This window comes from Leptospira borgpetersenii serovar Javanica (assembly GCF_003046425.1).
Lineage (GTDB): Bacteria > Spirochaetota > Leptospiria > Leptospirales > Leptospiraceae > Leptospira > Leptospira borgpetersenii.
This window is the reverse complement of sequence record NZ_QAJG01000016.1, coordinates 30001-50000: the sequence shown is the minus strand read 5'-3', so window position 1 is coordinate 50000 and position 20000 is coordinate 30001. Positions and strand designations below refer to the sequence as shown.

Sequence of the window (20000 nt, the reverse complement as noted above, 5' to 3'; positions counted from 1 at the left end):
TTCGATCATTTCGATCGTAATAGGATTTTTCTTGTTTCGAAATGTGCCTCCATAATTTTCATCTGCAAAAATGTGTCGGTGTTTACTACTCAGATGCATGAAAAGAATACCGTAATAAGTTTGTTTCAAAAGTTAGAATATCGATCTTCTTCAAAAAAGCCGACAATTCCGGATTCGGCGCAATTTTGTGAGGACTTCTATCTTTACAAAAATTGTCCGTTCATTTTCGGTACCATTTTTACGCATCCAAATAGTAATTTTGTTTTCGATCAATCTCAAATCTTGATTCGAAGGACGAAAATCGAAGCTAAAAAATCCCACCTTTCAAAAGTGTTCCTCCGACCCTCGGGAGATTTTTTAGGATCTCATTTCGAGTATTTTCTTCTTTAGAATTTTCTAAGTCGTAGAACCGAATGAATCATAGGATATCTTTGTAATTTTTTTCATTTTATTGGTACTATGAAATGTCTTCTGGAACCGTATTTAGTAGGAGACAACAAATGCAAAGAATCTTTCCAAACGCTTCCACAGAATTTCGAGGTAAATCCCAAAAAAATACAGCGCCTTCGGATTTGTTGATCCCGGCTCATTTGAATCAGTTTATACAAATACAAATCAAAAAGCATAAAAATTTAAAGAACTACTTTCATTATTTAATACTTAAATTTCAAAAAAGAAATTTATTTTATAAATTCACAGATACTGCTTTCAGAAAGACACTTTATCAATCAAAAAATCTACAGCTTATCCGTTATTCTTTTCGTCCCGATCACCAAGATTGGTATGAAGCAAAATTTGCGGGATTCTATTTTGGTATTTCAGTTTGTAAGTTTTTTTCTCGACTCATCGATTTGGATAGAAAGGAAGATTCGCAATTTAAGAATTTAGCAGATGAACTTATTAAGTTAGGAAAACAAAAAACCCCTTTTCACTTTTACTTTACGATTTTTTCCGACCAAAAATCGATTTTGAAAAAACTCGTGTACGGAAAAAATTTCGAGTTGAGTAGCGCATAATTCTCCATTTTTTTATCGGAAAAACCGATAGTACAAGGAGAAATGGATGTCTCTTTAGAAGAAAAACTGAATCAAATCGAAATAAGTTTCAGAAACTATATTCTAATCCTAGATTTCCTCATTAGAGAAACCAGAACGGAGCTTTCCGAAAATCGGGCGAAGAGAGAGATTTGGCAAGAACATCACCAAAACTGGAAACAAAGTAGTAAAGTTTTCAAAAATGTTTCCTTTTAAGATCAAGAAATTTTTAGTGGAACAAGCCTTAATAGGGATTTTAAGAATTTATCTGACTTTCAATTTCAAGAAAGCATAAATCTTCCTTATGACTTAACGTCCAGGAAATCTCTTCTTTAATCAACTCCCAAACAAGCTTAGCTAATACTTTCAGTGCAGAGTTATTCCCGAGTCTTTGGTAAAAAATTCTTGAAATTATGTCTCTTTCAATTGCCTATAGAAGATAGGGACGAAATTAAGAATGCATTTTCTTCGACTTTTTATTATTGTAATCTTTATCTCTATTGCATCCTCTTTGAATTCCGACGGACTTCCGAACTTTTCTATCCAGGAAAAGGAGGCAAAAACACAATTTGCGAGAGGATTCTCTTATTTTAATAACTCACAGTATTCATCCTCACGAGAAAGCTTTTTAAAAGCGCTTTCAATTAAGAACGACTTTACATTAGCCCGACTCCTCCTCTCGAACTCATATTATCTCTCCGGCGACTGGCCTGAGAGTATGTCGGAATTAGAACAAATAGAAGGGATTACAGGTCTCAATCAAATTCAAAAAGCAAGATTAGATGCCCTTAGGATCAATTTAGCCGGCGGAAGCCAAGATTTGGCGGTCCGTTATTATTCCTCAATCTTAGGTGATGACCTCCGACGTTTCAGATTTCGAAATCCATCCGATGTAGCCGTCGACGATGACGGATTCCTTTATGTTCTTTCTTTTGACACAGCAAACGTAGTAAAGTTTGACCCGAATGGTAACCCGGTGGATAACTTCAAAGGTTCCTTAGGTCGGAATTTATCAGGTCCCTTATTTTTCTCATTGAGAGGAAATTCAATTTTTGTGACCGATTTTAAAGCTGATAAGATTTATGAGTTCAATACAAAAGGTGAATACCGCAACCGATTCGGAAATTCAGGAAAAGGAAATGGAGAATTTCATGGGCCAACCGGAATATTCTTCACAAAAAATGGATATCTCTATGTCTCTGATTCCGGAAATAATCGGCTTCAAAAATTAAAAACAGATGGGACTTTCATTCAAGAAATCGGGGTGGGAATTCTACGCAACCCGTCCGGACTCAAAGTAAATTCCCAAGGGGAGATTTATGTGGCCGATCGCGGAAATTCTAGAATCGCCGTATTCGATTCGGAAGGTAATTTTCTCAGAGAAATTACGAATCCAAATATCCTATTATCTCCCCGCAATCTAACAATTCGAAAAAACGAAATTTATATCTCGGACGAAAAGTCGGGACTCATCATTTACAATACCGTAGACAATTCTTGGAGATTATTAGATTCCTTTCGAGATTCAAAAAACATAGTACGAAAACTAAACCAACCTTTCTCTTCAACCTTTGATTATACCGGGACACAATTCATTGCGGATTTCAATCGACACCGAGTGGAAATTTTCAGCCCCTCCAATCAATTATCTTCCAACATGGATATCGTATTAGAAAAAGTTTTAAATCAAGAATATCCGGATATTTCCGTATTTCTCCGCATAAGAGATCGATCAGGACGAGATATCAAGGCGATACCAAGAAACTCCTTTAAAGTTTATGAATATGGAAATCTTTCCCCATTGATCGGACTTGCAAATATGCAACAGTTTAACAATCGGATCTCGGTATCCCTCGTTTATGAAAATACTCCCGAAGTTAAATCTGCTTATCCGATATTCGAAAAATCCCTAAGACCTCTTCTAACTTCGCTTAGACAATACGACGGAATAGAAGTACTTCGTTCCGGTACAGAATTGATCAAAACTTCTGATTTCAATCATTCAATGTATGAGATTTTTAAAATATTAAGGACATCTCCTAGTGATTCGAGTTCTAAGACCGGGAAAGCGATTTACAGAGGAATATCCGATTTACTCGGTCGTCTTGGGCCGAGAATCGTTTTGGTATTGATCTCAGGGAATTCTTATCCGGATTCATTTACCCAGATTTCACCGGAAAAAATTATCCGCTATTCCAAAGCACATTCGATTCCCATATATTTCTTATCGCTTTCGGATACCGGATCTGCAGTTGAAACATATAAGACGATTGCAGCTTCCACCGGAGGAAAATTCATTTTAATTCCGGGTGAAGGATTAGAAAAAAACCTTTACAACTCCTTTTTATCTCATAAGGACAGACGTTATATCGTTTCCTTCAAAAGTAGAATCAACGTGGATAAAAAAGATTTCTATATCCCCTTGATCATAGAAGCGAATTTTAGAAACACATCCGGCAAAGCTGAAGCAGGATTCTTTACAAAATGATTCTAAGTTTTTTACAAAGACATTCCCTTGGCGCCTTAGTCCTATTTTTATTCATTAGACCGATTTCTTCCGAGAATACGATTCAAAAAATTCAGGAAGGGGAAACCTTTCTCAAAGCCCGCAATTACGCCGCGGCCTATCAATCCTTTTCCGAAGCGTCCCGTTCTAATCCCATGTCGACCCGTTCTTCACTTGGACTCGCGGAAGCGGCAAAACATCTTCATAAAGATAAGGAATCCTTCGATGCATACAACAAAGTTCTCGCACTCGAACCGGAAAATAAAACCGCAATCAAAGGAGCGGCCTTAGCTTACGCCCGTAAAAAAGAATATCAAAATTCCTTAAACCTCTTAAAACCTTCCTTGGAAATCGACCCTTTCGATCCGGTTTTAGCTCCGATTCAAATCCAAATTCTTTTGGAAATGGGAAACTACGAATCCGCTCTCAGAAAGCTGGAAATCTCTAAGTCCAAATTTCAAAACTCAAAAGAAATTCAAATTTTAGAGGCGAAAGTAAACGGTAAAACCGGCAACTTTTCCAAATCGTATCATCTTTGGAACACGGTTCTCGCATCCTCTTCGGATGATCCTGATTTATTCTTCAACATAGCTTCGTTATTGATTGATTGGTCCCAAAAAAATTCCGATCAAGAGAGAAAACAAAAATTGGAAATGGCGTCGGAAAAGTTAGAAAGAGCGATTTCCTTATATCCCGATTTTGAAGAAGCGATCGATTCACTTGTAAGAATTAAAATCTGGCAGGGAGACTTTTCATCCGCGGCTTCACTTTCTCGCAAACTTGTTTCTCTTTACCCTCAAAACCCTTTGTATCTCTATTTGAAAGCGTTTACCGAAGAAAAAGGGATGAACAAAGATTTTTCCGCAAAAGACGCGTTAACCGAAATATTAAGACTAGACGACTTAGATTCGATATCGAGGCAAAAAGCGGAGTCAGTCGCATTGAATCATTTTCCGGAAAATCATTCTTTTCGAAGAAAACTCGGAGAGTATAGAATGCAACGCTTTCATTCCTCTAAAAATTCCCTTTTATACGATATGGCTTCTCATCATCTTGCTGCCGCAAGGGAACTAATTCCTGGTCAACCGGAAGTTCAATTTCAAACATTATCCGAATACAAAAGGACCGGATTTTTTGCACGTTATTTCAATCTCCTTTTATTTTTGAGAAAGAAATATCCGGAAAATCAAAAATATCAGTACAAAATCGAAAATCTTCTGAACTCGATGAAACAATCAATTGCCTATAAGGAAGGATTACTCGAAATCACAGGCGACAATCTCGTGGAGAACTACGGAAGAACCCCACCTGTTCTTTTATTGTTCGATCTCTCCGATAAATCTTATTTGGGCGATTATCCGGATCTTGCGCTCTTAGTTTCCTCTTCCGTGCGTAGAAATCTTTCTTTAAATCCTACCGTTTCTCTTTCAGAGATTTTAGAATCCATTAGAAATAATCCGACTTCCTTCGATATAAAAGCCGATCCTTATACGGAAATTTTACCCTACACAGAATCCACCCTTCTCAAAATCAAGGACTCCGCAAAGAATGGGGTTAAACCTAGATTTATAGTTTATGGTTCTTTAAAATACGAAAATCATTCATTGTATATAGACTGGACGATTAAAGATTCTAAACACGAAAAAATCCTTTCCGCATTTAGAGTATTCTCGAAAGGGAGGGATTTTATTCCGGAGGCGGTAGCAAGATCCGTCTCTAAAATTGCAGCGGCGATCCCTCCTAGCGGTTCCATCTTAAAAGTAAAAGACGAAGACGTCATCATCAATGTCGGAATTCTAGATGGTTTAAAAAAAGGTAGTAAGATTCAAATCTACAATACCTCCGGAAAATCCGGAGAAGCTACGATTGAAGAAATCGATTACTTTCTTTCCAGAGCCGTTCCGGATAACGGAAACAAAGGCTTAAAATCGATTTCCGAAGGTGACCGAGTATTCTGGCAACGTTAATCATTGTGAACCGGAAAGTTGCTAAAATAATCCGATATTTTTTCCGCAATCGAACTTCTATGAACCTTATTATTCCGATTCAATCCCATTGACAGAATATAAAATCAGAGCAAAAAATGATTTCGCAAACTGACTTTTTTGGTTCCTTTTCAATAAAGCAAAAACCATATCGGAAATATCATTACTTGAACCTTAGAAACATTTCGGTAGTAGATTCGTTAATTCGAAATGAAGCTTCGCCCGCATTTTTATCTGAATAGTTCCTATAAAATTCTAGTTTACCGCCAGAGATTCAAAATTGTTCCCTATTTTCTTTAACTCAAATTGCAGAACCTAACTCCTCTTTGAGTTTTCTGGCCTCTTCGAAATCGGGTTTGATCAATATCGCACGATGTAAATACTGAAGGGATCTTTCGGGACGATTCCAAATTTTATACAGAGTGGCAAGATTATAGAGTGAAATGTGAGGTGCATCGTTCAATTCACAGCGTAAGGATTTCTTAAGCCAATACACCGCCTCGATTTCCTTTCCCGCTCTTAAAAGTATAATTCCGATTTCATTGCAAGGGTTTCCGTAATTCGGATTCAATTCCACAGATTTATAAAAATGTGTAAGCCCTTTTTCCGAATTCCCCCTCTGATTTTCGAGAAGCCCCAAAAAGAAATAAGCCTCGTGGCTCTCCTCGCCCTCCAAAGTAAGTTTGAACAAATACTCTGCTCTGTCTGAATCACCTTTTTTATAAAAATATTTCGCCGCTTCTAAAAAATCCGAAGGAGTAATGTTTTCCAATTCCTTAACCCGTTTTTATTTTTATTTTCGGTTTGGAATGGTCACGGCTTGATTAAGTTTTTTTTCAATACATCTGCTACACTCTCCGCGATCGATGCCCCATCCAACCTATACGCTTGGATAATTTCTTTCCTTTCTCCGTGATGTATCGGCTCCGGCGGAAATCCGAACGTTTTGACATATTTCGATAAATTTTCAGGAAGAATCCTATTGAGCAGATATCCGGAAGCTCCAGCGTCGACATAACTTTCGTCTATTATCACAAAACGTCTCACATTAGATAATTCTTCGTTGAGCGTTTCCACTCCAAGTGGTCGTAACCATATGAGATCGATGAGGGTTACGCTGAAGCCCGCACTTTCCAGAATTTCGGTCGCTTTTTTGGCTTCGTCGATCATGGATCCGATCGATAAAAGAGCAAGATCCGTTCCTCTTTTGAGAACTCGAAATGTTCCAGGTCGAAAATCAACTTCTTTGTAAAAATCCAAAGTCTTCAAGTCCACATTCGCCTTCGGGAATCGAATTGCAATCGGAGCCTTGTCGTACACTTCCATCCATCGAAGTGAATCGATCATGTCCTGTCCGTTAGACGGAACAAATACATCCATGTTCGGCAAACCGAGCAGATATCCTAAATCGAAAAGTCCTTGGTGCGTTTCCCCGTCCGGCCCCACACACCCCGCACGATCAATCACAAACCGAACAGGTAGATTCATCAATGATACATCCTGGACGAGCTGATCTATTGCCCTCGTTAAAAACGTCGAGTAAATGCACATATAAGGAATGATACTTCCGTTCGTCATCGCTCCGGCAAACGCTACGGAATGTTGCTCTGCTATCCCTACATCAAAAAGGTGGTCAGGATATTTTTCGGCGTATTCTTTTAATCCACTTCCTTCGATCATCGCCGGTGTGATTGCCGCAATCTTAGGATTTGCTTCCGTTAAAATCGACAACATCCTTCCTACAATCTTACTGTATGCGATCTTGGAAGTATCTCCACTGTCCATCGCTCCGTCCTCTTTTCGAAACGGCGTTACTCCGTGATACTTGATCGGATCCCTCTCCGCCGGATCGTATCCTTTCCCCTTTTGCGTGATTAGGTGAAGTAATATAGGTCCCTTCATTTTTTTTACTTTTGCGAGCATGTTCACGAGTCGAATCACGTCATGCCCGTCTTCAGGCCCGATATATCCGAATCCCAAATCCTCGAATAGTCCACCCGGCGTTAGAACGTCTTTGAACCCCTTCTCCACTTTTTTGAAAAATCTCTCGGCCGCGGGCCCAACGATAGGTAACCACTTTAAGAAAGTGTAAAATACTCTCTTCCAGTGATTGTAAAAATGAGATGTTATGATGTTGTTGAGGTAGTTGGAAATGGAACCCACATTTTTCGAGATTGACATGTAATTATCGTTTAAGATTACTATCATGTCCTTCTTTAAATGACCGGCGTGATTCATTGCTTCGAGTGCCATTCCTGTTGCAATCGACGCGTCTCCGATAATGGCAACTACACTGTAATCCTCTCCCTTTGTTAGATCCCGGGCAGCGGCTTCTCCGAGCGCTTGCGATATCGAAGTTCCCGCATGCCCTGTGTTATAAAGGTCATAAGGAGATTCCTCCCTTTTCGGAAACCCGGAAAGTCCGTTAAACTTTCGTACGGTTTTGAGTCTGTCTTTTCTTCCCGTGAGAATCTTATGCGGATACGTTTGGTGGCCCACGTCCCAGATCAATCGATCCTTTGGTGTGTCGAATACGTAGTGAAGCGCTACCGTTAGCTCCACGACTCCCAGATTACTTGCAAAATGCCCGCCTACTCCCGATAGAGTATCGATGATGTAATTCCGAACCTCTTTACAGACCTGCGGAAGTTTTTCCAACGGTATGTTTCTGAGATCGGCTGGATAATCAATCTTATCCAGCAGAGTTGATTCCTGTTGCATGAAAACTTTCTATAATTTTATTAATTTTTCAATTCACCTGCAAAGGTTTTCTTAATAGTTTCAGGTCTTCCTCGTTCACTAAATCCAATAATTCGTAGATTCGTACGGGCTGAGTCTTTCCTTTCACTTTAATCAAGTCCAGTTCTCTTGCGATGACCCTGTCCTTTACCTTCTCATAAGTGTACTCGGAGATAATAATATGGGTTCCGTATTCCTTATTCGTTCCTTCCAATCTGGATCCCAAATTGATCGTATCTCCCATACAGGTGTAATCCATCCTGTGAGAACTGCCCATGTTTCCTACAACTGCAGGTCCGGAATTGAGTCCGATTCCGATATCCATTTGGGGCAGATCCAAACTCCTCCATTCTTCCTTCAAAGTGGCGAGTCTTCTCATCTGTGCAAGCCCGGCCGCACATCCATAGTAAGCATGATCTTCTAACGGCACAGGAGCCCCCCAAAATGCCATGATCGCATCCCCCATGTATTTATCAATCGTTCCCTTAAATTCAATGATGATCTCCGTCATCTCGGATAGGTATTGATTCAAAAATTGAACCAGTTCTTCCGGTCCCATTTTTTCCGACATTGTCGTAAATCCTCGGATATCGGAGAAAAAAATCGTAATGTCTCGTTTGGATCCTCCAAGATTCAAATTGTCCGGATTTTTGAGTAGCTCATCCACAATGTCCTTCGATACAAACTTGGAGAACGTACTTCGTATATATTTTACATTTTCCTCCTCCGTTAAAATCCTAAACCCGATCAGTCCGATAAAAATAAACAACTGCTCCAATATCACAGTCGGATATAAGTGCACCAAGTTAAGTTCGGAAAAATTCACGAGCGTTCCGATTGAATAAAGGAGCGCAGTCACTAAAAAAAACAGAAACGCCAACCAGGTTTTTAATCGAGGTTGTACAAATCCTCCTAATATTCCCACAAGGATTAAGATCAGAAATTCCCCCCATAACGGAAGCTCAAAAAGAAAATCTTGGTTGAGAATCGTGTTGATCGAAGCTGCATGGTGTTCGATCCCGGACATATCTCCAAATGGTGATAAATGCGTATCCTTTGCCGCTCCCGCTCCCGTGGCGTAATACATCGCAACGAGAAAAATCGTGTTTTGAAATTGAGACGCGGTTTCCTCGTTCCACTCCGTCGCCGCTTCGAAAATTTCATGCGCTCGGAACGAATAAAGCCCTCCCGGAAAATTGATCTGCATCTGCCCGTCTTTATCTATCGGAATCTTGATCTCACGCTCTTCATTCGGTCGATTCATGATGTCCTTAGTTTCCATCTTCAAAGTTTTACGGTTGAAGCTCGTCAAGGTCTTTTGCGGGATATTCTTGATCTTGACGTATCTGCCCATCACAACCTCTACGTCCCTCTTCACATCCACACCGAGATAATTACACGCTATGATTAAGTCAATAGACGGATAATATTCCGTTTCCCTTAAAGGCCCAGAATTCAATAATTTCGCGACAAGCGGCATTCTTCGATTGAGCCCGCTTTCATCTTTTTTTATATTCGCGAATCCTAATCCAGATGCCTTCTCAGCCACAGGCTCTATCGGAGGCTGAGGAAATTTCAACCAAGATGTTCCGACATCCTCCGGATCTTCCACATTTTCTAATTTGAACTTTCTTAGCACATCGATCCGTTTTTCCAAATTTAAGATGGAACTTTTGGATTCTAAACTCGTCTCCATCGGATAGTCAAACATGACCTGCGGATTTTTCGCCAAGGCTTCGGCCATTTCTTCTGTTTGTCCCGACTTATAGTCTACGAAGAAAATATCGAACATCAACTGATTGGACGTATTCTTAAATATGTCTATGATGTTTGCATAATATTTCCAAGGCAAAGGCCATCTTCCTTGCAATTTCTCCAAGGAAGTGGTCGTAATTCCAATGACCTGTATGTCCTGCCTCGCCCCAGGCGGTGGATTGTAACGTGTATATTCAATCGTTCCTTCTTCGGATTCTTTTTCGCTCTTGTTCACCCCGGATCTGAGCAATGTAAATCTCCAAGACACGGAGGATTCTTCTAACTCAGATAGAGGCGTAAAAACCTGATATAAGAAAAACATAGAAAACGAAACCACCATCGAAAGCCATACACTTCCGGACTTTTGTTTATCTGAAGTGTTAACCTCTATGAACTTATAGATCGGATACGAACTGATCAATAACAACACAAACCCTCCAAGCAAGAATTCTGTGTTGTGAGAATAGCTCGGAAAAAATGCGGTAAATGTTATGAAAACAATCCCCATTCCCCCCAGTATTATCGAAATTACGTGGAATGGAGTGATTTTAAATTTGATTTCGCTCATGCGCCCTCCGACCTTGATCGGGGATCAGTATCCTCATCCGTCAGAGTTTCGTCAATATTTTCCAGACTTTGTCGCTCACTCTATCTTTGTTTTCACTTTTTACTCCGTTTCACTTTCCACACACATTCATCTCGGAACCGTTCCGGTTATGAAGCATTCTTCTTTAAAATCCGGATTTTCGTTTTGCCCGATTCGTAAATCTGGCAACCTTTGCTCATTTTTAATTCCAGAAAACCTAGTTCGAACCAACCAGCTTCAACCGAAAATTCTCCGAAAAACCCTACACTCTCTTTTATCGCGTTGGGATGAAACCTTGATTCGAAAACGTTTTTTGGGGAAAAGACTGGCTTACGCGAGATATCAGGAGAAAAATCTGAATCTACAAAAAATGAACTTTCGCCCTTTCGAAGAGGATTGGTGCAAACTGGGAATCCTTGCTTGGGGATTGGGGATTTCTCGATGTCTGCTATTTTCTGTATTGTTAGAATGGTCAATAGAAAGGCCCCCTAAAAAAACAAAATCCTATGGAGCTCCAACAATTTTGAGGATTACCAGAGAAATTCACTTTTCACAAAAACTTCTACGGAGTCAAATTCAGCTGGGAAGGGCACACCCAATTTAAAAACCCTTTTCTTCTCCAATTCACAGACAAAAAATCCCTCAGGGAAACGCACATAGCTTCTCATTTCATAGAAGCACGAATTTCCGATGCATACGTAAAAAGTTTACTTATGCAAACTTCCCGATTGGAGCCACTCTCTTCGATGATTTTTTGTACGGCAGAACCGATAATCACCCCATTCGCGTAAGTCGAAATTTCCTTAGCCTGGTCCGCAGTGGAAATTCCGAACCCCGCGCAAACCGGGAGGCCGACCTTGTTACGCACCATTTGAATCCGTTCTTTCAAACCGACCGCGAGAGCACGACGTTCCCCGGTGACACCGTAGGAAGTCACATAATAGATAAAACCGGATGCAAAAGATTTCATAGATTGAATCCGATCGATAGTAGTTGCAGGAGTTACAAGATGAATGAAATCGATCTTTTTTCGTTCAAGTTGAGAAAAAAACTCTTCTGCTTCCGAGGTATCAAACGGAAGGTCCGGGATAATCAAACCTTGGATCCCCGAATTTTTTGCACTCTCCGTAAAAGCTTCCAAACCCATAGAATAAAGCGGATTAAAATACGTTAAATACACGAGAGGAGTTTCTGGATGTAATTTATGAATTTCTGCGGTGATTTCTAAAATTTTTTTCATGGAAAAAGGATAAGCCAACGCTCGTTTAAAGGCTTTTTGAATCACCGGGCCATCCGCGACCGGATCGGAAAATGGAATTCCCAATTCTAAAATTCCAGCACCACCTCGAATCAGAGCGTCCGCCCAAGAAATACAGGACTCGTAGTCCGGATCTCCCAAGGAGATATAAGGAATGAAAACGCTTTTATCGGAGGAAAAAACGGAAGAAATAGCACTCAAGAAAATTCTCCTTTTCTAAGCCTTGCAACCTCGGCAACATCCTTATCTCCTCTTCCGGAAAGGCAGATGAGAATGTCTTCTTTTTTCCCCATCGATTTCGCCAGATCTTTTGCAAAACGAAACGCATGAGCAGTTTCTAATGCAGGAATGATTCCTTCGATCTGACATATCTCGAGAAAAGCATCTAAAGCACCATCATCATCCACGTTCACGTAAGTCACTCTCCCGCTTTTGTGAAAATAAGCGTGCTCCGGACCGACCCCAGGATAATCCAAACCTGCAGACACGGAATGTGCCGGGACGATTTGTCCGAATTCATCTTGGATCACCAACGTTTTGGTTCCATGTAAAAACCCGGTTCTACCGAATTGGATTGTTGCAGAATGATGTCCAGGTTCGGTAGAATAACCTCCGGCTTCTACGCCAAAAAGTTTCACCTTCTTATCCCTTAAGAAACCGTAGAACATACCGATCGCGTTCGAACCACCGCCGACACAGGCGATCACAGCGTTTGGAAGTTTACCGTTCACTTTTTTAAATTGTTTTCTGGATTCGATACCGATTACCGATTGAAAGTCTCTTACGATAGTAGGAAACGGATGAGGACCGATGGAAGAACCAACGATATAATGTGTATTAGAAACGTTTAATGCCCAGTCGCGCATTGCTTCGCTAGTCGCGTCTTTGAGAGTTGCGGTTCCGCTCGAAACACCTACGACTTTGGCGCCCATCATTCTCATCCGGATCGCGTTGAGTTCCTGGCGACGAAGATCCTCTTCTCCCATATAAACGACTGTTTCCATCTGAAACATCGCACCCACGGTCGCGGTCGCAACCCCGTGTTGCCCCGCTCCGGTTTCCGCAATAATTCGAGTTTTGCCCATCGCCTTTGCGATCAACACTTGCCCGATCGTATTGTTGATCTTATGAGCGCCTGTATGATTCAAATCTTCTCGTTTGAGCCAGATTCTCGCACCGTCCCAGACCTTAGTGAGACGTTCCGCGTATGTAAGCGGAGAAGGTCTTCCGATATAATTCTTACGATAATATTCGAGTTCTTTTTTGAAGTGTTTATTTTTCTTGAGCTTTTTGTATGTGGTCTCAAGTTCCACAAGAGCGTCGTGAAGGATTTCAGGAGAATAGCGACCGCCGAATTCTCCGAAGTAACCTTCTTTTGGGGAATGACGTACTTTACCCATAACTACTCCAATTCTACAAAGAGTTTTTGACGCAGAGATTCTACCCTTGCGATTAAATTCTCGAATCCGGCAAAAACAAAAGATTCTTCCTTGTCAGTTTTGCGGTTGTAGATCGAAATCTCTCCGTTTTCGAAGAATTTTTTACCGATCGTGACTCGGATCGGAAATCCGATCAGTTCGGAATCCTTGAGTTTGAAGCCCGGTCCCACGTCACGGTCGTCCCAGAATACTTCTAAGTTTTCGTTCTTTAGAACATTATAAAATTCTTCCGCTTTGGAATATTGCTCCTCGCCTTTGGTGATGCTCACAAGAGTCACTTCGAAAGGTGCGATGCTGATCGGCCAAAAGATCCCTTTCTCGTCGTTGCGTTGTTCGATGACGGTCGCCATGGTTCTATTAACACCGATCCCGTAACAACCCATCGTAAGCGTTCTGGCTTTTCCGTTTTGATCAAGGACTTGAATCCCGAACGCCTTTGTGTATTTTTCGCCGAGTTTGAATATATGACCAACCTCGATCCCTTTTTCGGCCTTTAAAGGAGCGTTGCAATTCGGACAAAGATCCCCTTCTCTTGCTAATGCAACATCGGCGAACTCCGGAAGACCGGAAACTTCCTTTTCGAGAACGAAACCTTGTGTGTGAAAGTCCTCTTTGTTGGAACCGACCACATATGGAAAATCCTTTTGCAGGGAACGGTCATACAACACTTTCACTTTATCGTTCGGTGCGACGGGTGCGATAAAACCGGGAACGAGTCCGAGTTCGCGGATTTCCGCGTCAGTCATCGGCTCGGAATCCACGATTCTCAGCAAAGAATGAAGTTTGTGAAGATTGAGTTCGAGATCCCCGCGCAAATAAACGAGAATCTTTTTCTTTTCCGATTTGAGCGCGGCGGCCTTGATCGTCGTCGACTCGGGGATTCCCAAAAAAGCGCTGACCTCGGCGATCGTCTTTTTGCCCGGAGTGGAGATTTCTTTCTTCTCGACGGACGCCGAAGATACATTCTCTTTTTTTAATACAAGGGGGGTCTTTTCGCTGTTGGAACTGTATCCGCAGGAATTACATAAAAGCAACGTTTCTTCTCCAATTGGAGAAACCACCATAAATTCCTCCGAAGCGGAACCGCCCATACTTCCGGAATCAGCCTGCACGGGAATCGTCTTGAGACCGCAGCGATCGAAAATCTTTCTATAAGCGGCCCGCATCGATTGATACGTTTCGTCGAGAGAAACATCGTCGATATGAAAGGAATATGCATCTTTCATAATAAACTCCCTCGAACGAATCACACCGAAACGAGGACGAATTTCGTCCCGGAACTTAGTTTGGATCTGATAGACATTGAGCGGAAGATCCTTATATGATTTCAAAAGAGGTTTTAATAAAAAACTGAAAGACTCCTCGTGTGTGGGGCCGAGGGCATAAGAAAGATCATGTCTGTCTTTGATACGAAACATTTCTTTTCCCATCGCGGTCCACCGACCGCTTTGTTCCCAGAAATCCGAAGGAGTTAAAATCGGAAGATCGAACTCCAAAGCTCCCGTTTTGTTCATCTCTTCACGAATGATCTGTGTGATCTTTTGGAGAACTTTGAGTCCGAGTGGAAGATAAAAGTAAAGACCTGCGGAGGACTTGCGCGCAAGACCAGCGCGGATCATAAGACGATGGGACGCGACGACCGCATCCGAGGGATTTTCCTTTTCTGTAGGAAGAATATATTTCGATGCTTTCATGCGTTTAGAAAATTCGCATTACATCGTTGAAAGTGACATAGAGTCCGAGTCCGAGTAAAAACAAAAATCCGATTCGGAAGATGGACTCGATTACTCTACCGGGAAGAGGTCTTCCGGTAATCGCTTCATACGCATATAATACGATATGCCCACCGTCCGCCATGGGAATGGGAAGTAAATTCATAATCATCAAAGCGATCGAGATCCTAGCAACGAATTCCAAATACGTCTCCCAACCGATTTCCAAGCTGATTCCCGCATACGACACAATTCCCACAGGCCCGGAAAGACTATCCTTTACGGAAAGAATCCCTGAAAACAACATCCCGATTCCTTTAAGAGTGATTTCCACATTTTCATAAACGTCTTTTCCGGCGACGATGAAAGATTCCAAAAAACCGAGTTCCCTCTGCATCGGTTCCGGATTGAATTTCATATTGGGCCTAAACCCGAGAAGCCCGATTGGACGGACTTTCGGCTCGGCTTCCAATTTAAGATTTCCCATATCGACCGTAACGGTTTTTCCGTTCTTCGTTTTAATATAAGCGAGAAGTTCTTCAAAACTAGGAAACGTTTTTCCGTCCACTGCCAGATTGAGAAGTTTCTGGCCGAGTTCGGGATCGTAACTCGCAAACTGGTAGGATTCCAAATTCAACTCAGGAAATTTCTGATCCCGAATATTCCCAAATTCTAATATATTAGCCCCTAAAACGGGAATTTCCACGGAAACAATTTCTGTGGACCAAGGATTTACGAGAGGATATGTTTTTCGATCTACAACAATCGTCACGGTTCGGCCTTGATATTCCCCAAGAATTTTTTGAAGTTCCCCCACGGTAGAAACTGCCTTGCCGTTCACGGTCTGAATCACGTCTCCGTCGTTCAGATAATTCAATGCTCTAGAACGAAGTAGATTTTCCTTCTCCTCTCTTTCCTTTTCGAGCAGAACTTCGGCGGGAATATCCCTTCCCTCGACAGCCTTTTTCAAACGTTCCTGGTAGTAATTTTCCGCTTCGTGAGATCTATCCAAACGAGAAGATAACCAATGTTGAAACTGTTCCGGATAGCCGAACGTCGCAACGACCCTTCTTTCTCCGAAGGGTTCCACGCCAATAGTCGGAATCCCGGAAGAGCGTTTCGGATTATAAACGATCCTGGGAATCACATTCCATTCCATCTTTTGCCCTTCGCGCTCACCCAAAATTTTGAGAGAGTTTCCGGAAGACAATCCTACGTTAGTCACTATGTCTTCAAATTTTTCGATTTTGTTTCCGTCTATATTTAGGATACGATCCCCCGTTCTGAGACCCGATTGGTATGCGGCGGAAAATTCCTGATCGGCCGGATCGATAAAAATCCGGTTTCCCGGAGGATTGTGACCTAGAAAATTTAAAATTAATAATATTCCGAATCCCAAAAATAAGTTAAAAAGAGGACCTCCGAGCACCGGAATCATTCTCTTCAAAGGAGGAGTGGAAAGAAGTTCACCGGGTTCTCCTTTCACTTCTCCGCCGTAGTCGTCTCCTTTAAATAAAACGTATCCTCCGACGGGAATCGCGGTGATCTGATACGTGGTATCTCCCACTTTTTTCTTCCAGATCCCTCTTCCGTAACCGATCGAAAAAATTCTAGCCTTAACTCCTACGAGCATTCCACAAAGAAGATGACCCAACTCGTGAATAAAAATAGAAATAGCCAGCATAAACACTGCGCCTAATATCATGATTAACATGCGGACACCACCTTCTTTCCTTTCAGATTTTGAACGGTCTCACGGGCAACCCGGTCTGCTTCCTCGTAACCTTCCAAAGTCGTAGGATACGTAATTACAATTGCATCTAACGTTTCCGAAATATAGTTCGGAATTTCCACGAAACGGATCTCATCTTTTAAAAACAATCCTACGGCGACCTCGTTGGCCGCGTTAAAAATGCAAGGAGCCGTCCCCCCCGCCTTACCCGCCTCAAACGCTAATCCAAGTCCCGGATATCGTTTTAAATCCGGCTCCCAAAATTCCAGTTTTCCCCAATCCTTAGCGGAATAGGACCGAAGCGACTTAGGAACCGGTTCCGGATGAAAGAGAGAATGTGCAATCGGAAAAATCATATCCGGGTAAGAAGCATAAACGAACGAAGCACCATCTTTTAATTCCACGATACCGTGCGCGATACTCTGAGGATGAATCACGACTCCGATGCGCTCGTAAGGAACTCCGAACAAAAAATGAGCTTCGATGACTTCGAGTCCTTTGTTAATCATACCATTGGAATCCACGGTGATCTTAGGTCCCATGTTCCAAGTAGGATGATGAAGCGCTTGTTCTTTCGTAATATACGCAAGTTGTTCTACGGATAAATCCCGGAACGAACCGCCCGACGCCGTTAGAACGATCTTCTCCACAGAGTCGCGGTTCAAAGATTCCAAAAGTTGAAAGAGAGCATTATGCTCCGAATCGACTGGAACCACTTTGGTTTTATGTTTTGCAATCAAAGAATTGACGAGCGGGCCAAATGTGACTAATGTTTCTTTATTCGCGATTCCTAATCTTTTACCGGAAGTGATCGCGGCGATCGTCGGACGTAAACCCACGGAACCTACGATAGCAGTGATTACGATTTGAACTTCGGGTTCTCGAACAAGCTCGCAAAGAGCAGATTCTCCATAAAGGACTTGTGTTTTGCCGATTTTATTTCCGAGAACGGTGCGGTCCGCGGTGCTGTTGCTCACGCAGAGAAATTCCGGAGAAAATTCCTTTTGAATTTCTCTGGCCTTTTCCAGATTCGAATGAACGCTGAAAGAATGAAGACGGAATTCTTGGGGATAAGCACGGAGCACCCTAAGAGTGGATTCCCCTACGGAACCGGACGCACCTAAAAGACTGACGGAAGTTGTCATATCCGATTAGACTTGGAATCCGAGATTCCCCTTGATCTGAAGATAATAATATAAAACGGGGATTGTGATCAAAAGAGCGTCTGCGAGATCGAGTATTCCACCGTGACCCGGAATCAGAGAACCGGAATCCTTGATCTTCGCATCCCGTTTCATTGCAGATTCCAAAAGATCCCCGATCACGCTAACCAGGGACAAAATCGTCGAAATCCAAAAAACTTCCAACCCACGAATGGACGCGGGAATCCCCGTGAAATTTTCCCAAATCATATTGAAAATGAAAATCGAAACAGTGGCGATCACAATTCCGGTACCATAACCTTCCCAAGTTTTTTTGGGAGAAATCGCAAGACCTGCGGGATGTCTTCCGAACCATCTTCCTCCGAAATACGCTCCGGCATCGGTTAAAAAAGTGACGACGGATACGAAAAAGATATAATACCCCCCCTGTTTCATCCCCAAAAGAAGAAGCAGGTGTCCCAAAGGGACCGCGATATAAAACACTCCGAGAAACGTGGAAGAAACTGAAAAGATCGCACCGTCTAACGGGCGTCTGGTAATTTGCAAAGTGAACGTTACGATAAACAGGAAAAGGAACGCGACCGGAACGGGATCGAAAGGGGGAATAAAATATTGGATGTATTTCTGGAAGAACAAAGGAGCTTCGAACTGATTCTGTGAACCTATGAATCGGAAATAATAAAAAGTAAGAATCAGAAACAGGAAAAACACTCCGGTTCCCCGAAACGGCTTTCCGTCCTCTCCACGATCGGAAAGGTTGTAAAATTCCCTGATTCCGATAATTCCACCCAAAAGAAGAATTAGATACGTCTGCAGATAATAAAAATCCGCATAAAATATCATAAAAAGATAAAATACAATCAGCACCGCGGCGGAAGCGAGCCTCTTGGATGTTTCACCCATTTTCCAATCCTCCGAATTTTCGGGTTCTGGTTTCGTACCACTTCAGGGAATCTACCAGGGAATTTTTATCGAAGTCGGGCCAAAGAGTATCCGTAAAATACAACTCCGCATAAGCGGATTGCCAAAGCAAAAAATTGGAAAGTCTTTGTTCCCCGGCCGTTCTGATCAGTAAATCTACGGGAGGAAGGGTGGACGTATATAAAAATTTTTCAAGTTCCTTCTCTTTCAACGGCTTTTCGAAAGAGACCTTTTCCTTTTTTCGGCGTAAAAAAGCTTCTTGAGCCGCTCTGAGTAGTTCGTCTTTGGAACCGTAATTCAAACAAAAATTTACGTTAAGATTCTTGTTCTTCTTGGTCTTTTCGATCGCAAAGTCGATCTTATCCAAAACATTCCGTGTCAAACGCTTTCTGCTTCCCGAGTGATAAATTCGAATTCCCCTCGTATGAATCGTATCCAAACGAGTATCGATAAACTCCACAAGCAGATTGAAAATGGATCGAATTTCGGTGACCGGGCGTCTCCAATTTTCGGTGGAAAATGCGTAAAGAGAAACATTTTTCAGGCCGAACTCGAGGCTTGCATCCATCAAACGATCGATTGCATTTGCCCCTTCCCTATGTCCTTCCGATCGGGGTTTCCCCAGAGAAACGGCCCATCGACCGTTACCGTCCATGATAACGGCGATATGTTGAGGAAACTTGGACTCGAATAAGCCCACGTTAGATCGTAGTGATTTCCTTTTCCTTCTCTGCGGTCAGAGCGGAAATTTTATCGATATAAGAATCGGTGGTTTTTTGAATCCGGTCTTGAATTGTTTTGATCTCGTCCTGAGACAATCCTTCGGTGTGTTTTTTTAAATCTTCCATCGCGTCCCTACGGATATTGCGGATCGCAACTTTCTTTTCTTCTGATTTGGACTTTACGATTTTTGCAAGTTCTTTTCTTCTTTCTCCCGTCAGCTCAGGAATTATGATTCGAATTACGACTCCGTCGTTAGACGGTTGAAGACCCAAACCAGAAGCCTGGATCGCTTTTTCGATATCCTTCATAATTCCCTTATCGTAAGGAGAAATCACGAGCATTCTTGGTTCCGGAACGGAAATATTTCCCAGCTGATTGATCGGAGTCAACGTTCCGTAATAATCCACACGAATATCTTCCACAAGAGAGGGATTTGCGCGTCCGGTA

The 20000-nt window shown here is 42.0% G+C and carries 17 protein-coding genes (1 of these 17 running past the window's edge); 6 read left to right on the top strand and 11 right to left on the bottom strand.

Features of this window, described 5'->3' with window-relative positions:
* The first annotated feature begins 93 nt into the window (after positions 1-93).
* From CLV95_RS19850 to CLV95_RS13100, 5 genes are all read left to right on the top strand, one after another.
* On the top strand, positions 94-390 hold the full coding sequence (locus tag CLV95_RS19850) for a hypothetical protein (RefSeq protein ID WP_002733079.1): 297 nt from the start codon (positions 94-96) through the stop codon (positions 388-390).
* A gap of 110 nt (positions 391-500) precedes the next feature.
* Positions 501-1016, top strand: coding sequence for a DUF1564 family protein (locus CLV95_RS13115; protein WP_002733011.1), 516 nt, complete (start codon positions 501-503; stop codon positions 1014-1016).
* 42 nt (positions 1017-1058) lie between these two features.
* Positions 1059-1250 (top strand): hypothetical protein, encoded by a 192-nt coding sequence (locus tag CLV95_RS13110; RefSeq protein ID WP_002730607.1) that lies wholly within the window; start codon positions 1059-1061, stop codon positions 1248-1250.
* A 241-nt stretch (positions 1251-1491) separates the two neighbouring features.
* A complete protein-coding gene (locus tag CLV95_RS13105) occupies positions 1492-3522 on the top strand; it encodes an NHL repeat-containing protein (RefSeq protein ID WP_002727262.1) in 2031 nt (676 codons plus the stop codon).
* Positions 3519-5507 (top strand): tetratricopeptide repeat protein, encoded by a 1989-nt coding sequence (locus CLV95_RS13100; protein WP_002727244.1) that lies wholly within the window; start codon positions 3519-3521, stop codon positions 5505-5507. Before CLV95_RS13105 ends, CLV95_RS13100 begins: the two co-directional genes overlap by 4 nt.
* A gap of 319 nt (positions 5508-5826) precedes the next feature.
* Here CLV95_RS13100 and CLV95_RS13095 read toward each other — a convergent pair whose 3' ends face one another.
* From CLV95_RS13095 to CLV95_RS13085, 3 genes are read right to left on the bottom strand one after another with little or no spacing between them, the layout of a single operon-like run.
* The gene (locus CLV95_RS13095; RefSeq protein ID WP_002727317.1) at positions 5827-6297 is read right to left on the bottom strand and encodes a tetratricopeptide repeat protein; all 471 of its coding nucleotides are present in this window, start codon (positions 6295-6297) and stop codon (positions 5827-5829) included.
* A gap of 41 nt (positions 6298-6338) precedes the next feature.
* The gene (dxs, locus tag CLV95_RS13090; RefSeq protein WP_002727287.1) at positions 6339-8246 is read right to left on the bottom strand and encodes a 1-deoxy-D-xylulose-5-phosphate synthase; all 1908 of its coding nucleotides are present in this window, start codon (positions 8244-8246) and stop codon (positions 6339-6341) included.
* Positions 8247-8274: 28 nt separating this feature from the next.
* The gene (locus tag CLV95_RS13085) at positions 8275-10587 is read right to left on the bottom strand and encodes an adenylate/guanylate cyclase domain-containing protein (RefSeq protein ID WP_016748928.1); all 2313 of its coding nucleotides are present in this window, start codon (positions 10585-10587) and stop codon (positions 8275-8277) included.
* A gap of 148 nt (positions 10588-10735) precedes the next feature.
* Here CLV95_RS13085 and CLV95_RS13075 point away from each other — a divergent pair, with 148 nt between their 5' ends.
* Positions 10736-11209, top strand: coding sequence for a DUF1564 family protein (locus tag CLV95_RS13075; RefSeq protein WP_026054146.1), 474 nt, complete (start codon positions 10736-10738; stop codon positions 11207-11209).
* Between the two features lie 60 nt (positions 11210-11269).
* On the opposite strand, the gene trpA is transcribed toward CLV95_RS13075, so the two are convergent.
* The 8 genes in view from trpA to frr are tightly spaced (at most 46 nt apart) and all read right to left on the bottom strand, a layout consistent with a single transcriptional unit that may run on beyond the window.
* A complete protein-coding gene (trpA, locus tag CLV95_RS13070) occupies positions 11270-12064 on the bottom strand; it encodes a tryptophan synthase subunit alpha (protein ID WP_002727293.1) in 795 nt (264 codons plus the stop codon).
* Positions 12061-13263 carry a tryptophan synthase subunit beta gene (gene trpB, locus CLV95_RS13065; protein ID WP_002733118.1) on the bottom strand — a complete coding sequence of 401 codons (1203 nt, stop codon included), beginning with the start codon at positions 13261-13263 and terminating at the stop codon, positions 12061-12063. Before trpB ends, trpA begins: the two co-directional genes overlap by 4 nt.
* Positions 13264-13265: 2 nt before the next feature.
* Positions 13266-14996 carry a proline--tRNA ligase gene (locus tag CLV95_RS13060; protein WP_002733045.1) on the bottom strand — a complete coding sequence of 577 codons (1731 nt, stop codon included), beginning with the start codon at positions 14994-14996 and terminating at the stop codon, positions 13266-13268.
* Between the two features lie 4 nt (positions 14997-15000).
* Positions 15001-16728: a site-2 protease family protein gene (locus CLV95_RS13055; RefSeq protein ID WP_002738491.1), complete on the bottom strand. Its 1728-nt coding sequence runs from the start codon at positions 16726-16728 to the stop codon at positions 15001-15003.
* The gene (dxr, locus tag CLV95_RS13050; RefSeq protein ID WP_002733105.1) at positions 16722-17891 is read right to left on the bottom strand and encodes a 1-deoxy-D-xylulose-5-phosphate reductoisomerase; all 1170 of its coding nucleotides are present in this window, start codon (positions 17889-17891) and stop codon (positions 16722-16724) included. The genes CLV95_RS13055 and dxr overlap by 7 nt, the downstream gene beginning before the upstream one ends.
* Positions 17892-17897: 6 nt before the next feature.
* Positions 17898-18812, bottom strand: a complete 915-nt coding sequence (locus tag CLV95_RS13045; protein ID WP_002727305.1) for a phosphatidate cytidylyltransferase — start codon at positions 18810-18812, stop codon at positions 17898-17900.
* Positions 18805-19485 (bottom strand): isoprenyl transferase, encoded by a 681-nt coding sequence (locus CLV95_RS13040; RefSeq protein ID WP_002733086.1) that lies wholly within the window; start codon positions 19483-19485, stop codon positions 18805-18807. Before CLV95_RS13040 ends, CLV95_RS13045 begins: the two co-directional genes overlap by 8 nt.
* A 46-nt stretch (positions 19486-19531) precedes the next feature.
* A protein-coding gene (gene frr / locus CLV95_RS13035) for a ribosome recycling factor (protein ID WP_002727297.1) crosses the window boundary here: on the bottom strand, positions 19532-20000 show its 3' portion. Its footprint extends 86 nt past the window's final position; 469 of the gene's 555 nt are visible here — the last part of the coding sequence; the start codon falls outside the window, past its right edge; the stop codon is at positions 19532-19534.